The sequence below is a fragment of the Bradyrhizobium rifense genome (assembly GCF_008123425.1).
GTDB lineage: Bacteria > Pseudomonadota > Alphaproteobacteria > Rhizobiales > Xanthobacteraceae > Bradyrhizobium > Bradyrhizobium rifense.
Genome location: NZ_VSSS01000063.1, coordinates 20,263 through 33,795 on the forward strand (window position 1 = coordinate 20,263; position 13,533 = coordinate 33,795).

Here is a 13,533-nt window from a genome sequence, read left to right on the forward strand (position 1 = left end):
CATGCACCGCCGAATCACCGGAAAGCTCGTCATCGCGACCCACAATCCCGGCAAGCTTGCCGAGATGAAGGAACTTCTCGCGCCTCACGGCATCGAGGTGGTGTCGGCCGGTGAGCTCAGCCTGCCCGAGCCCGAAGAGACCGGCAACGACTTCCGCAGCAACGCCGCGATCAAGGCGGTCGCGGCGGCGCAGGCGACCAAGCTTCCCGCTTTCGCCGATGATTCCGGCATCGTGGTCGACGCGCTCGACGGCGCGCCCGGTATTTTCTCCGCACGCTGGGCCGGACCGTCAAAAGATTTCGCCGCGGCGATGGCACAGATCGAGCGCCTGTTGCAGGAACGTGGCGCCATCACGCCCGACAAGCGCAAGGCGCACTTCGTCTCGGCGCTCTGCGTCGCCTGGCCTGACGGCCATCTCGAAGAGGTCGAGGCGCGCGTCGACGGCACGCTGGTGTGGCCGCCGCGCGGCACTGCCGGCTTCGGCTACGATCCGATGTTCCTGCCTGATGGCTACGACCGCACCTTCGGCGAGATGACCAGCATCGAGAAGCACGGCCTGCCGCCGCTCGGCCTCGGCCTGTCGCATCGTGCCCGCGCCTTCGTGAAACTGGCGGAGATCTGCCTTGAGCCGCGCTAAGGAAGCCTTTGGCGTCTACGTGCACTGGCCGTTCTGCCTGTCGAAGTGCCCCTATTGCGACTTCAACAGCCATGTCCGCCACGCCGCGATCGACGAGACGCGCTTTGCATCCGCCTTCGCCCGCGAGATCGAAACGACCGCGCAGCGCTCGCCCGGCCGCGAGGTCACCTCGATCTTCCTCGGCGGCGGCACGCCGTCACTGATGCAGCCGGCAACCGTTGGCGCCGTGCTCGACGCCATCGGCAAGCATTGGAAAGTTGTCAACGACGTCGAAGTGACGCTGGAGGCAAATCCCACCAGTGTCGAAGCCACGCGCTTCGCCGGCTATCGCGCAGCCGGCGTCAACCGCGTCTCGCTCGGCGTGCAGGCGCTCGACGACGCCTCGCTGAAGGCGCTGGGCCGCATGCACAGCGCGCGCGAAGCGCTCGATGCCGTTGCGATCGCGCGTCGCTCGTTCGACCGTTACTCGTTCGATCTGATCTACGCCCGCCCAGACCAGACGCCGGCGATGTGGGCCGATGAGCTGCGTCTCGCCATCGATGAAGCCGCCGAGCATCTGTCGCTCTATCAGCTGACGATCGAAGAAGGCACGCCATTCTTCGGCCTGCACCAGGCCGGCAAGCTGAAGACGCCGGACGAAGCGGTCGCGCGCGCGCTTTACGACGTGACGCAGGAAACCTGCGACAAGCTCGGTTTGCCCGCTTACGAGATTTCCAATCACGCGCGGCGCGGTGCCGAGTGCCGGCACAATCTCGTGTACTGGCGCGGCGAGGAATACGCGGGCATCGGTCCCGGCGCGCATGGCCGCCTCGATATCGACGGCATCCGCCATGCCACTGCCACCGAGAAGCGTCCCGAAGCCTGGCTGATGCGCGTCGAAAGCAGCGGCCACGGCGTTGTCACCGACGATCTCCTCAACAGCGAAGAACGCGCCGACGAATTTTTGCTGATGGGATTGCGCCTGGCCGAAGGTATCGACCCCGATCGCTACACCGCGCTCTCCGGCCGCCCGCTCGACCCCAAACGCATCGCGCTCTTGCGTGAGGAAGGCGCGATCACAGTGGATGCAACGGGCCGTTTGCGCGTCACGAGCAGCGGATTCCCGGTGCTGGATGCGGTGGTCGCGGATTTGGCGGCGTAACGAGATCTCGTAGGATGGGCAAAGGCGCACTTGCGCCGTGCCCACGATCTCTCAACAAGATGGCGTGGAATTGGTGGGCACGCTTCGCTTTGCCCACCCTACCGCACCGTCGTTCCGAACTACGCCCCAAAACTCTTCGGCGAGCCCGCCACTGCGACACCGCCGCCCGTCGTCACCTTCATCACCGCGAGCCCACGTTCATTGGTTCCATCAGCGCGGAAGCGGAACAAGCCGTCGATGCCGGCGAAGCCGGAGGGATTGGTGAGCACATCGGACGAGAAGCGCGTGGTGCCCTGCGTGCGCGCGAGCGCTGCCACAAGCGCGACCGCGTCATAGGCGAGCGTTGCGGTGCGGATCGGCTCGGCGCCGTATTTGGTGCGGTAACGGCCGGAGAACGCGCGGAAGCCGGCCGGATCAGGTGCTGCGTAGAGGCCGCCTTGCAGAGCCGGGCTGGCATAGACGCGCGGGCTGTCCCAGAGACCAGTACCGAGCAGCTGGATGTTGCGCAAATTCGCGCCCGCCGCGGTCATCGCATCTGCCACGGCAACGACGGCATCGCCGTCATCGGCAACGAACAGCGCATCCGCGCTGCCAAGCTGCTGCGCCACCGTGCGCGCCGGCGTGGCGCGATCGGCACCGTATTTCTCGAACGCGACGATGCGTCCGCCGCGCCTGGGCACCGCGGCCTTCACCGCGGCTTCGACCACATTGCCGTAGGCATTGTCGGGCACCAGCACGGCGACGGAGCGCTTTCCGATGCTGGCGGAATATTCGATGATGCGATTGACGTCGGACTCCGGCAGGAAGCTCAAGAGATACACGCCGCGGCCGGCGATGCTCGAATCGGTCGAGAACGCCATCACCGAGATGCCGCGCGTGCGCGCGACCTGGGCCACGGCCGGGACCGACTGCGCGAACAGCGGCCCCAGAATGATCTCGGCGCCTTCGTCGACCGCCTGCTGCGCGCCGGCTTGCGCACCCTGCGGGCTGCCATTGTCGTCCTTGATCAGGAGCTGGATGTTCGGGTTCTGGAACTCGGCCAGCGCCATCTCGGCGGCATTGCGCATGGATTGCGCGGCGAGCCCGGCGTTGCCGGCGGCCGAGAGCGGCAGGATCACGGCAACCTTCACGCCGCCGGTGCCGGCAGTCGTCGCCTGCTGCGGTGGACCGGCCGGCTGGGCCGGCGGCGGAGATGAGCTGGAGAACGGATTGGAAAACTGGCTGAGGCTCTGCTGCACGCCGGCGCAGGCCGACAGCAAAGGCGTGCCCAACAGCAGGCCAAGCGCACTCCGCCGGGTCGCGCCCGAGAAACGGGGCCCCTGAACGGGAGACTTCGGATCACGCGGGCCCACCATGGCAGCTTCTCTTCTGACCAGCCGCAGCCGGCCGATCACAGCAAATCTTGCCGCGACAGAAGCCGCGGATTCAGGCATATTGTCGGCAAATAGTTAACCAAAACAAAAGGATAATGGCCGCTTAACGCGGCTGCCCTCGTTTCCTGGCTGGCTGTTCGCCGTCCGTTATCCAGCATCAAGGCGGGGTTTCCGCCGCGAATATGGCGCTGACGCTTCATTCCCTTGGGAATGTGATGCCGGATGCATCACATTCCAGTCCTTCCTCGCCCCTCATCTGGCACGATCTTTTTCGAAGGACCGGTTCCCAGCCCCGGGGATCATGCCTAAGTTCGGTTCATTATGCGCGCAAAGCCGGCCCCGATAAATACGCCTGAAGGCACAGACGCAGCCCCGCGCGGTTTCTCAATCGACGCCCATCGGCTCGCGGCGCCGAAGCCGGCGGCGGGCCTCTATCTGGTCGCCACCCCGATCGGCAATCTCGGCGACATCACCCTGCGCGCGCTGCAGATTCTGGCCGGGGTCGACGTCATCGCCTGCGAGGACACCCGCATCACGCGGCGCCTGACCGAGCGTTACGACATCTCGGCGCAGCTCAAGCAATATCACGAGCACAATGCCGAGGCCGCCCGCCCAAAGATCCTGGAGGCGCTGGCCGCAGGCGGCTCGGTCGCGCTGGTGTCGGATGCCGGCACGCCATTGATCTCCGATCCCGGTTACAAGCTGGTGCGCGAGGTCTGCGCCGCCGGTCATGCGGTTTATGCGCTGCCCGGCCCGTCGTCGGTGCTGGCGGCACTGTCGGTCGCGGCGCTGCCGACCGACCGTTTCTTCTTCGAGGGCTTTCTGCCCGCGAAATCCGCCGCGCGGCGGTCGCGCCTCACTGAACTCGCCCGCATCGACGCGACGCTGGTGATGTTCGAATCCGGCAACCGGGTGCAGGACACACTCGCCGAACTCGCCGAGATCATGGGCACGCGCGAGGCCGCGATCTGCCGTGAGCTGACAAAACTGCACGAGGAGATCTCGCGCGCGAAGCTCGACGAGCTGGCGCGCGAGGCAGACACGCTGGAGACACGCGGCGAATTCGTGCTGGTGATCGCTCCGCCTGCCGCGGATGCCGACGTGCTGACATTGGATGCGCTGGACGATTTGCTGCGCGAGCAGCTCGCCACGCATAGCGTCAAGGACGCCGTCGCGCACGCGGTCGCGCTCTCCGGGCGGCCGCGCCGTGAGGTCTACGCCCGCGCGCTCGAGCTCGCAAAAGATTTGCGGGGCGGCGATGGCGAAGACTAAGGACGCAGCGGAACCGAAAGTGGCCTCGCCCGAGCGCGTCGCCGCGTTCCGCACCGGCATCTCGGCCGAGAGCCGCGCCGCAGCTTTCCTGATGGCGAAGGGTTATCGCATCCTCGCCAAGCGCTACCGCACCCCGCATGGCGAGATCGACCTCGTCGCGCGCCGCCGCAATCTGATCGCCTTCGTCGAGGTCAAGGCGCGTGCCAGCCTCGATGAGGCCGCCTATGCGGTGACGCCGCGCCAGCAGCAGCGCATCATCGACGCCGCGCAGGGCTGGCTTGCCACGCATCCCGAGCATGCGGAATTCGAATTGCGATTCGACGCCATGCTGATTGCGCCGCGCTCGCTTCCGCGCCATGTGTTGGCGGCATTCGACGCCTCGACCTGAAAGGCAGACCATGAAACTGAACGTCGCCGTCCAGATGGACCCCATCGCCCGTATCAACATCAAGGGCGATTCCACCTTTGCGCTGCTTCTGGAGGCGCAGAAGCGCGGCCACGGCCTGTCCTATTACACGCCCGACAAGCTCTCGATGGTCGGCGAGGAGATCGTTGCGCCAGTGCAGCTCCTGACCGTGCGCGACGAGCCCGGCGATCACTTCACCCTCGGCGAGCCCAGGCGCGAGGCGCTCAACGGCTTCGACGTGGTGTTACTGCGCCAGGATCCGCCGTTCGACCTCGCCTACATCACCTCGACACATTTGCTCGAGCGCATTCACTCGAAGACGCTTGTGGTCAATGACCCTGCCTCGGTCCGCAACGCGCCCGAAAAGCTGTTCGTGATGAACTTTCCGCAGCTGATGCCGCCGACCCTGATCTCGCGCGACCTCGACGAGATCAACGCGTTTCGCGACAAGTACGGTGCCGTCGTGATGAAGCCGCTGCACGGCCATGGCGGCGCCGCGGTATTCCGCGTGATGCCGCAGGACATGAATTTCGGCTCGCTGTTCGACATGTTCTCGGTCACCTTCAAGGAAGCCTGGGTGATCCAGCAGTTCATCCCCGAGGTGAAGCTCGGCGACAAGCGCATCATCCTGGTCAATGGCGAGTTCGCAGGCGCGGTGAACCGCGTGCCGGCCGCCGACGACCTCCGCTCCAACATGGTGCGCGGCGGCGCGGCAAAGGAGACCGAGCTGACCCCGCGCGAGCGCGAGATCTGCGCCACCGTCGGCCCGGCGCTGCGCGAGCGCGGCCTGCTGTTCGTCGGCATCGACGTCATCAACGGCAACCTCACCGAGATCAACGTGACCTCGCCCACCGGCATCCGCGCCATCGCGCGGCTCGGCGGCCCGGACGTCGCGGCCAAGATCTGGGACGCGATCGAGCAGAAGCGAGCGAAGTAGGCGGCGGCGCTACGGACATCGATAGCAACACTGCGAGCCCATCACTAACCACCTATTCACCATGACGTCCCCGCGCCTCATGCGAGCGTATGAGCGCGCTTGCGTGAATCTACGGGGCCACCGGCCGAGCGGCTAACGCGGCATTCACCATCTGCCCAAAACCAGCAGCATCACTGACCATCACACTCGGTCTCGCAACACCCCTTATACTTTTACTCCCTACTCATCGATGCAGGGGAACCCGCCACGTGCGGTTCGAGTGCCCCGCGTAAGAGTAGAAGCGTATGAACACCGCACGCATTGTCGTTCTCGTCATCGCACTGGGCGCCGGCGGCGTCGCTGCGTATCTGGCGAGCGGCTACGACAACAAGCCCGCAGCCCCGCTCCCGTTGGCCGAGAAGCTGCCGACGGTCGAGGTGCTCGTTGCCAAATCCGACATTCAACTCGGCCAGGCCGTGAAGGCCGAGGATCTGCAATGGCAGACCTGGCCGCAATCGACTGCAAGCAGCGCCTTCATCCGCCGCGACAGCAGGCCCGACGCGCAGACCCAGATCGCCGGCTCGATCGCACGCGTGCCCTTGATGCAGGGCGAGCCGATCCGCGAGCAGAAGCTGGTGAGGGCCGACGGCTCCGGCTTCATGGCCGCGATCCTGCCGTCCGGCATGCGGGCCGTGTCCACCGAGATTTCCGCCGAGACCGCGGCCGGCGGCTTCATCCTGCCGAACGACCGCGTCGACATCGTCCTGACGCGACGCCTGAAGAATCCCGACGGCCCCAACAATAACGGCTCGACCAGCGGCAATGACCTGATCCTGTCAGAGGTCATCCTGACCAATATCCGCGTGCTCGCCATCGACCAGGCGCCGAAGGAGAAGGAGGGCCAGAACGCCGTGGTCGGCAAGACCGTCACGCTCGAGCTCCGGCCCGACCAGATCACGACGCTCTCGGTCTCGCGCCAGGGCGGCACGCTGACACTCGCACTGCGCAGCATCGCCGATGCCAGCGCCGCCGACGGGCCCGAGGACCAGGCATTCAAGCAGCGCTCGAGCGGCGTGAACGTGATCCGCTACGGCGTGCAGGCGAGACAACTGACGTCACAGAAGTGATGGGGACATGATGAACTACGGGGACAATCGGATGGGCCTGCGCATTCGGGGGAAGCGCGCTGGCTCGTTCTGGGCGGGGGCAATGCTGATACTGGGGCTGCTCGCAGCCCCCGATCTCGTCCGTGCTGCGGATGCGCCGGTCGGAGACCAGGCGCCGATGCAGGCGCCGGATCTCGGCGTGTCGCCGGTTGCGACCATCGCGTCCGCGCGGACGCGTTCACTGTCGCTCGGCATCGGCAAGTCGGTCGTCATCGACCTGCCGCGCGAGGTCAAGGACGTGCTGGTGGCCGATCCCAAGATCGCCAATGCAGTGATCCGCTCGGCGCAGCGCGCCTATATCATCGGCGGTCAGGTCGGCCAGACCAACGTGGTGTTCTTCTCCGCCGACGGCCAGCAGGTTGCTTCCTACGACATCGCGGTCAAGCGCGACCTCAACGGCATGCGCACGGCGCTGCGCACATCGCTGCCGGGCGTGCAGATCGAGGGCGTCGGCGACAGCGTGATGCTGACCGGCTCGGTGTCGAGCCCGGTCGAGGCCCAGCAGGCCGGCGACGTCGCCGCCAAGCTCGTCGGCGGCGCCGAGAAGGTCGTCAACAACATCGTCGTGCGCGGCCGCGACCAGGTGATGCTGAAGGTCGTCGTCGGCGAAGTCCGCCGCGACATCGTCAAGCAATTGGGCGTCGATCTCAGCGCCAGCCTGAATGCCGGCACCGCGGTGGTGAATTTCAACAATTCCAACCCGTTCTCGGCCAGCGGCGGACCGCTGGTCAGCGGTAACGGGCTCGGCGTTGCCGGCCTCGCCAAAGGCGTCGCTACGGTCAGCGCCACGATGCGCGCGATGGAGAGCGCCGGCGTCATGCGCACCCTGGCCGAGCCGAGCCTGACGGCGATCTCGGGTGAATCCGCGACTTTCATTGCAGGAGGCGAATTCCCGATCCCCGCAGGCTATTCCTGCGATCCGACCACGCATGTCTGTACCACCCAGATCTCCTACAAGAAGTTCGGCATATCCCTGAACTTCACGCCGGTCGTGCTCAGCGAGGGCCGGATCAGCCTGCGCGTGATGACCGAGGTCTCCGAGCTGTCGAACCAGAACGCCATCACGGTGTCGCAGGCGCTGTCCTCGAGCTCGACCAACTCGATCACCATCCCCTCGGTCCAGACCCGTCGCGCCGAGACGACGCTGGAAATTCCCTCGGGCGGCTCAATGGCGATGGCCGGCCTGATCCAGCAGCAGACCAAGCAGGCCGTCAACGGCCTGCCCGGCGTCGACCAGGTGCCGATCCTCGGCGCGCTGTTCCGCAGCCAGGACTTCGTCAACAACGAGACCGAGCTCATGGTGATCGTGACTCCCTATGTGGTGCGCGCGGTCGCCCAGAAGGAATTGTCGCGGCCCGATGACGGCTTCGCGCCGTCCTCCGATGCGCAGTCGGCGCTGCTCGGCCGCATGAACCGCCTCTACGGCATCGCGCGCCGCGTCGATCCGAACGACGGCAATCGCGGTGATTTCGGCTTCATCATCGACTGACACCAACGGTTTGGGGACCGGGGCAAGAGACTTGGGACAAGACTTGGGGCAAGAGGGGATGAAGCGATGACGAAGACAAATGATCGACGTCGCAATTTGCGCATCGCGCTCGCGCTGACGGGGCTCTCCGTCATGCTGGGAGCCTGCAACACCACGGGCGAGGTCGTCACCACCCAGACGGTGCCGACCGACTACCGCATGCGTCACCCGATCGCGGTGCAGGAAGGCAAGCGCTCGATCGTGATCTTCGTCGGCAAGGCGCGCGGCGGCCTTTCGGCCGCGCAGCACGCCGACGTGATGGGCATCGCCCAGGACTGGGTGCGCGAAGGCACCGGCTCCGTCACCGTCGACGTACCCATCGACACCACGAATTCGCGCGCGGCGGCTGCGACCTATCACGAGATCCGCGCCGTGCTCGGCAGCGGCGGCGTGCCGTCGCGCGCCATCGTCCAGCATCCCTATCGGCCCGAAGATCCCGGACTGCTGCCGACCATCCGGCTGAGCTACTCCAAGATCGCGGCGGTCGCCGGCCCCTGCGGGCTGTGGCCCGAAGACATGGGACCCTCGATCCTCGATCCCGGCTACAACGAGAACCGGCCCTACTTCAATCTCGGCTGCGCCACGCAGCGCAATCTTGCCGCGATGATCGACAATCCCGCGGACCTCGAGCAACCGCGCGCGGAGACGCCGGCCTATACTGCACGGCGCGACATCGCCTTCGACCGCTACCGCAAGGGCACTTCAACCGCGACCGGTTATCCCGAGGCTGACAAGGCCAAACTGAGCGATACAGGCAAATGACGGACTTCCACGACGACGAGGCGGACGATCCGCAGCACCCCGAGGAACACATTGCACCGGTTCCCCGGATCTCGGTGCAGGCGTTTTGCGAGACCGAGCAGACGCTCGCCGCGATAACCGCGGCCGGCCAGGACCGCCGTCTCGCCAAGGCGCATCTGACCGCCAAGAGCGGCGGCCTTGCCGCGGCGATCGAAGTCTATGACACGATGCCGACGCCGAATGTCATCGTGATCGAATCCGACGGCACGCGCGACATCCTCGAGGGCCTCGACGACCTCGCCGGCGTCTGCGACCCTGGCACCCGCGTGGTCGTGATCGGCAATCCCAACGACACCGCGCCCTATCGCGAGCTGGTGCGTCGCGGCGTCAACGACTACGTGGTCGGGCCGGTCGAAACCCTCGACGTCGTGCGCTCGATCTGCAGCCTGTTCTCGGCCTCGGAAGCCATCATCACCGGCCGCGTCATCGCGGTGGTCGGTGCCAAGGGTGGCGTCGGCGCCTCCACCGTCGCGCACAACGTCGCCTGGACCATCGCGCGCGACCTCGCGCTCGACTCCGTCGTGATCGATCTCGACCTCGCCTTCGGCACCGCCGGCCTCGACTACAACCAGGATCCGGCGCAGGGCATCGCCAACGCGGTGCTGTCGCAGGACCGGCCGGACACCGCGCTGATGGAGCGCCTGCTTTCCAAATGCACCGAGCGGCTCAGTCTGCTCGCTGCACCGGCCACCCTTGATCGCGTCTATGATTTCGGCGCCGAAGCGTTCGATGCGATCTTCGACACGCTGCGCATGACCACGCCCTGCATCGTGCTCGACGTGCCGCATCAATGGTCGGCCTGGACCAAGCGCGCGCTGGTCAACGCCGACGACATCGTCATCGTGGCCGAGCCGGATCTCGCCAACCTGCGCAACACCAAGAACATGCTGACCGTGCTCAAGGCGGCGCGGCCGAACGACCGACCGCCGCTCTACTGCATCAACCAGGTCGGCATGCACAAGCGCGCCGAGATCGACGTCAAATCGTTCGCCAAGACGATGGAGAGCCTGCCGCTGGCGGTGATCCCGTTCGATTCGAAGCTGTTCTCGACCGCCGCCAATAACGGCCAGATGATCGCGGAGGTCTCCAAGAGCCACCGCACCACCGAGCTGTTCCAGCACATGGCCAACCGCCTGGCCGGACGTGGCGAGGTGAAGAAGCCGAAGCGTTCGCTGCTCGGGCCGCTCTTGAAGAAGCTGAAGGGCAAGACCGGACGCGCATCCGCTCCGCATCGCAAGGCGTCGTAAACGCTATAGCGTTTTCGAGCGAGCAGGACTCCCAGCGGCGGCGGACTACTTCTCCGCCCGCTGCTGCTGCTTCTTCGACAGCAACTCGCGCAGCGCCGTGACCTTTGCCGCCGCCTGATCCGGGGGCAGATCGGCCTTCACGATGGTCTCGGCCTCGGCCTGCTTGCCTTCCAGTCCCAGCACCAGCGCGAGATTGGCCCGCACGCGGGAATTGGCGGGGTTACGCTGATAGGCGCGGCGCATGGTGTCCTCGGCCCGCGGCAGATTGTTCTGGAGCATGTAGGACAGGCCGAGATTGGACAAAACCTGCGGCTCGTCCGGCACGATCTTCAGCGCCGACGCATAATATTGCTGCGCTTCCTCGTTGCGGCCGAGCTGATCGAGCGCGGCACCCTGCGCCGACAGGATGCGCCAGTCCGGATCCTCGGGCGTATGCGCACGGCCGAGCACGTCAAAAGCCTGCTGGAAATTGCCATTGTCGGCGAGCGCACGGCCATAGCCGGCGAGCAGCGCCTTGTTGCTGGGATGGGCGAGCACGGCCTGCTCCATCACCGCGACCGCCTGGGCGCGCTGGCCGGTCTCGCGCAGCGCCATGCCGTAGTCGAGCGCGATGGCGGGATCGCTGGGCTTGGCGCGATAGCGCTCGCGCAAGCCGTCCATGTCGGGCTTGGCGTCTGCGGTCGCGGCAGGCTCCGACTTGCCACCGACGCCGAGCGCGCCGGTCACATCCTCCAGGCTCGTGGTCTGGCAGCCACCGAGGGCGAGCACCAGAAGCGCGGGAAGCAGGAATCTCGCCGGGGGAGAGGCAAGGGACGAACGCTTGGACATACTCTGATCACCGCCGGCGGACTGATCAGAGATGCTTTGCCGATTAACGCTAAATTCCCGTTAAGGAAACGCGTCGATCAGGACTTATCGTTTGAGCATGATCTTTCCGGAAAACCGCTACACACTTTGCGCTAACGCGGCCCTTCGGGTCCGGATCATGCTCTAGTCGGTGAATTCCGCACCGAATTCGCAGCCGATGCGCCAGCGCAGGCGGCATTGGCGGGAATAATCGGGCGCGAAGATGATGGTGAATTGCGGCGGCACTTCCAGGAATTCCGCCACGACCTTCACGCCACCGTCCGAGATATCCGTGATCGTGCAGTCCCGCGGCAGCGAGCCCGCGCCGAAATGAATCTTGGCGAGCCGCGTGCACACCCGACGTTCGCTTCTGCGGCGATTTGCAAGCATTTGAATTGTTCACCCGTTAGACCACGGCCCATCCCGCAGCCTTAGGAGTAGCGGACATTCGTTGGAATGTGCTGAGCGTAGCCGGTCGCATTCGAGGCGTAGTCGAAGCTTAGTGTCTTCGTCCCGTTTACCGGTTGTTAGGTTTCGCGGCGCCCTCACTTTCGTTCCCGTATTGTTCTTGTCAGATCGATCCCGCCCTGCTACCCTCGATTGTGCGAGGGAAGCAGCATGGTTCAGCGGGTTTCGACAGTCGCCTTTGAGGGGATCGAGGCCCGCGCGGTCGACGTGCAGGTGCAGGTCGCGCCGGGCCTGCCGGCCTTCGCCATCGTCGGCCTTCCCGACAAGGCGGTGTCGGAGGCGCGCGAGCGGGTCCGCTCGGCGCTGATCGCCTCGGGACTGGCGCTGCCGGCGCGGCGGATCATCGTCAATCTCGCACCGGCCGACCTGCCCAAGGAAGGCAGCCATTACGACCTGCCGATCGCGCTCGGGCTGATGGCGGCGATCGGCGCGATCCCGCCGGATGCGCTGACCGGCTTTACCGTGCTCGGCGAGCTCGGCCTCGACGGCTCGATTGCGCCGGTGGCCGGCGTTCTGCCCGCCGCGATCGGCGCCAATGTGCGCGAGGAAGGCCTGATCTGTCCGGCGGCCTGCGGCTCGGAAGCGGCGTGGGCGAGCCCGGATATCCAGATCGTCGCCGCGCATTCGCTGATTCAGATCGCCAACCATTTCAAGGGCACACAGGTGCTGTCGCGGCCCGTGCCGAAGGTGCACGAGGCAGCCACCTCGCCGCTCGACCTGCGCGACATCAAGGGCCAGGAGAGCGCCAAGCGCGCGCTGGAGATCGCAGCCGCGGGTGGGCATCACCTCCTGATGATCGGCGCACCCGGCACCGGCAAATCGATGCTGGCGGCGCGCCTGCCCTCGATCCTGCCGCCGCTGTCGCCGAGCGAATTGCTCGAGGTCTCGATGATCGCCTCCGTCGCCGGCGAGATCGAGGGTGGCGCGCTGACATCGCAGCGGCCGTTCCGCTCACCACATCATTCCGCCAGCATGGCCGCACTCACCGGCGGCGGCGCGCGCGCAAAGCCCGGCGAGATCTCGCTGGCGCATCAGGGCGTGCTGTTCCTCGACGAGCTGCCCGAGTTCGATCCGCGCGTGCTGGATTCGCTGCGCCAGCCGCTGGAGAACGGCGAGGTCTCGGTCTCCCGCGCCAACCACCGCGTGACTTACCCCGCGCGCTTCATGCTGATCGCAGCGATGAATCCCTGCCGCTGCGGCAATGCGTTCGAGCCCGGCTATGCCTGCAAGCGCGGACGCATCGATCGCTGCACCGGCGATTACCAGGCGCGCATCTCCGGACCGCTGATGGACCGCATTGATCTGCGCATCGAAGTGCTGGCCGTCACCGCAGCCGATCTGATCCTGCCGCCGCCGGCCGAAGGCTCAGCCGAAGTCGCTGCACGCGTCGCCGCAGCACGCGACATCCAGCTCGCGCGCTATGCGGATGCCGGCCTGCCGCGGATCCGCACCAATGCCGAGGCGCCGGCCTCGGTTCTGGAAGACATCGCCAAGCCCGACGCGCAGGGGCAAAAGCTGCTGCGCGAGGCCGCCGAAACCATGCGGCTGTCGGCGCGCGGCTATCACCGCGTGCTGCGGGTGGCGCGCACGCTCGCCGACCTCGACCGCACTGAGAAGATCGGCCGGCTGCATCTCGCCGAGGCGCTGTCCTACCGCGCACTCGCAGAGGATGTGCGCCAGATGGCCTGATCATCCAGCGCATCAACCCGGCGGTAACGAGTTTCCTTTACGC

Annotated in this window: 13 protein-coding genes; 10 read left to right on the forward strand and 3 right to left on the reverse strand. The window is 66.2% G+C overall.

Annotated elements, in window-relative coordinates; all coding sequences use genetic code 11:
- Position 1: 1 nt before the first annotated feature.
- A complete protein-coding gene (gene rdgB / locus FXB40_RS37070; RefSeq protein ID WP_148777232.1) occupies positions 2 to 637 on the forward strand; it encodes an RdgB/HAM1 family non-canonical purine NTP pyrophosphatase in 636 nt (211 codons plus the stop codon).
- Positions 624 to 1,778, forward strand: coding sequence for a radical SAM family heme chaperone HemW (gene hemW, locus FXB40_RS37075; RefSeq protein WP_148777233.1), 1,155 nt, complete (start codon positions 624 to 626; stop codon positions 1,776 to 1,778). The genes rdgB and hemW overlap by 14 nt, the downstream gene beginning before the upstream one ends.
- A gap of 119 nt (positions 1,779 to 1,897) precedes the next feature.
- On the opposite strand, the gene FXB40_RS37080 is transcribed toward hemW, so the two are convergent.
- Positions 1,898 to 3,133, reverse strand: a complete 1,236-nt coding sequence (locus tag FXB40_RS37080; protein WP_148777234.1) for a penicillin-binding protein activator — start codon at positions 3,131 to 3,133, stop codon at positions 1,898 to 1,900.
- Positions 3,134 to 3,472: 339 nt separating this feature from the next.
- Between FXB40_RS37080 and rsmI the strand changes: the two genes are divergently transcribed.
- From rsmI to FXB40_RS37115, 7 genes are all read left to right on the forward strand, one after another.
- The gene (rsmI, locus tag FXB40_RS37085) at positions 3,473 to 4,423 is read left to right on the forward strand and encodes a 16S rRNA (cytidine(1402)-2'-O)-methyltransferase (protein WP_148777235.1); all 951 of its coding nucleotides are present in this window, start codon (positions 3,473 to 3,475) and stop codon (positions 4,421 to 4,423) included.
- Positions 4,410 to 4,811, forward strand: coding sequence for a YraN family protein (locus FXB40_RS37090; protein WP_148777236.1), 402 nt, complete (start codon positions 4,410 to 4,412; stop codon positions 4,809 to 4,811). Before rsmI ends, FXB40_RS37090 begins: the two co-directional genes overlap by 14 nt.
- A 10-nt stretch (positions 4,812 to 4,821) precedes the next feature.
- Entirely contained in the window at positions 4,822 to 5,766 is a 945-nt protein-coding gene (gene gshB / locus FXB40_RS37095; protein ID WP_148777237.1) for a glutathione synthase, read from the forward strand.
- Between the two features lie 284 nt (positions 5,767 to 6,050).
- A complete protein-coding gene (cpaB, locus tag FXB40_RS37100; RefSeq protein WP_148777238.1) occupies positions 6,051 to 6,872 on the forward strand; it encodes a Flp pilus assembly protein CpaB in 822 nt (273 codons plus the stop codon).
- A 10-nt stretch (positions 6,873 to 6,882) separates the two neighbouring features.
- On the forward strand, positions 6,883 to 8,400 hold the full coding sequence (locus tag FXB40_RS37105) for a type II and III secretion system protein family protein (protein WP_148777306.1): 1,518 nt from the start codon (positions 6,883 to 6,885) through the stop codon (positions 8,398 to 8,400).
- A gap of 66 nt (positions 8,401 to 8,466) precedes the next feature.
- Positions 8,467 to 9,201 carry a CpaD family pilus assembly protein gene (locus tag FXB40_RS37110; protein WP_148777239.1) on the forward strand — a complete coding sequence of 245 codons (735 nt, stop codon included), beginning with the start codon at positions 8,467 to 8,469 and terminating at the stop codon, positions 9,199 to 9,201.
- Positions 9,198 to 10,487 carry a CpaE/TadZ family protein gene (locus FXB40_RS37115; RefSeq protein ID WP_148777240.1) on the forward strand — a complete coding sequence of 430 codons (1,290 nt, stop codon included), beginning with the start codon at positions 9,198 to 9,200 and terminating at the stop codon, positions 10,485 to 10,487. Before FXB40_RS37110 ends, FXB40_RS37115 begins: the two co-directional genes overlap by 4 nt.
- A 45-nt stretch (positions 10,488 to 10,532) precedes the next feature.
- Here FXB40_RS37115 and FXB40_RS37120 read toward each other — a convergent pair whose 3' ends face one another.
- Together FXB40_RS37120 and FXB40_RS37125 are read right to left on the reverse strand one after the other, a co-directional pair.
- Complete coding sequence (locus FXB40_RS37120; protein ID WP_148777241.1) at positions 10,533 to 11,315, reverse strand: tetratricopeptide repeat protein; 783 nt, start codon at positions 11,313 to 11,315, stop codon at positions 10,533 to 10,535.
- A 162-nt stretch (positions 11,316 to 11,477) separates the two neighbouring features.
- Entirely contained in the window at positions 11,478 to 11,723 is a 246-nt protein-coding gene (locus FXB40_RS37125; protein ID WP_027534981.1) for a PilZ domain-containing protein, read from the reverse strand.
- Positions 11,724 to 11,951: 228 nt separating this feature from the next.
- Between FXB40_RS37125 and FXB40_RS37130 the strand changes: the two genes are divergently transcribed.
- Complete coding sequence (locus tag FXB40_RS37130) at positions 11,952 to 13,490, forward strand: YifB family Mg chelatase-like AAA ATPase (RefSeq protein ID WP_148777242.1); 1,539 nt, start codon at positions 11,952 to 11,954, stop codon at positions 13,488 to 13,490.
- Positions 13,491 to 13,533: the final 43 nt, after the last annotated feature.

Excerpts from the sequence above, each read along its gene's own strand:
- rsmI (WP_148777235.1), top strand. The coding sequence starts at position 3,473 with ATGCGCGCAAAGCCGGCCCCGATAAATACGCCTGAAGGCACAGACGCA.
- FXB40_RS37120 (WP_148777241.1), bottom strand. The coding sequence starts at position 11,315 with ATGTCCAAGCGTTCGTCCCTTGCCTCTCCCCCGGCGAGATTCCTGCTT.
- FXB40_RS37080 (WP_148777234.1), bottom strand. The coding sequence starts at position 3,133 with ATGGTGGGCCCGCGTGATCCGAAGTCTCCCGTTCAGGGGCCCCGTTTC.
- gshB (WP_148777237.1), top strand. The coding sequence starts at position 4,822 with ATGAAACTGAACGTCGCCGTCCAGATGGACCCCATCGCCCGTATCAAC.
- FXB40_RS37130 (WP_148777242.1), top strand. The coding sequence starts at position 11,952 with ATGGTTCAGCGGGTTTCGACAGTCGCCTTTGAGGGGATCGAGGCCCGC.
- FXB40_RS37110 (WP_148777239.1), top strand. The coding sequence starts at position 8,467 with ATGACGAAGACAAATGATCGACGTCGCAATTTGCGCATCGCGCTCGCG.
- FXB40_RS37105 (WP_148777306.1), top strand. The coding sequence starts at position 6,883 with ATGAACTACGGGGACAATCGGATGGGCCTGCGCATTCGGGGGAAGCGC.
- cpaB (WP_148777238.1), top strand. The coding sequence starts at position 6,051 with ATGAACACCGCACGCATTGTCGTTCTCGTCATCGCACTGGGCGCCGGC.
- FXB40_RS37090 (WP_148777236.1), top strand. The coding sequence starts at position 4,410 with ATGGCGAAGACTAAGGACGCAGCGGAACCGAAAGTGGCCTCGCCCGAG.
- rdgB (WP_148777232.1), top strand. The coding sequence starts at position 2 with ATGCACCGCCGAATCACCGGAAAGCTCGTCATCGCGACCCACAATCCC.
- FXB40_RS37125 (WP_027534981.1), bottom strand. The coding sequence starts at position 11,723 with ATGCTTGCAAATCGCCGCAGAAGCGAACGTCGGGTGTGCACGCGGCTC.
- FXB40_RS37115 (WP_148777240.1), top strand. The coding sequence starts at position 9,198 with ATGACGGACTTCCACGACGACGAGGCGGACGATCCGCAGCACCCCGAG.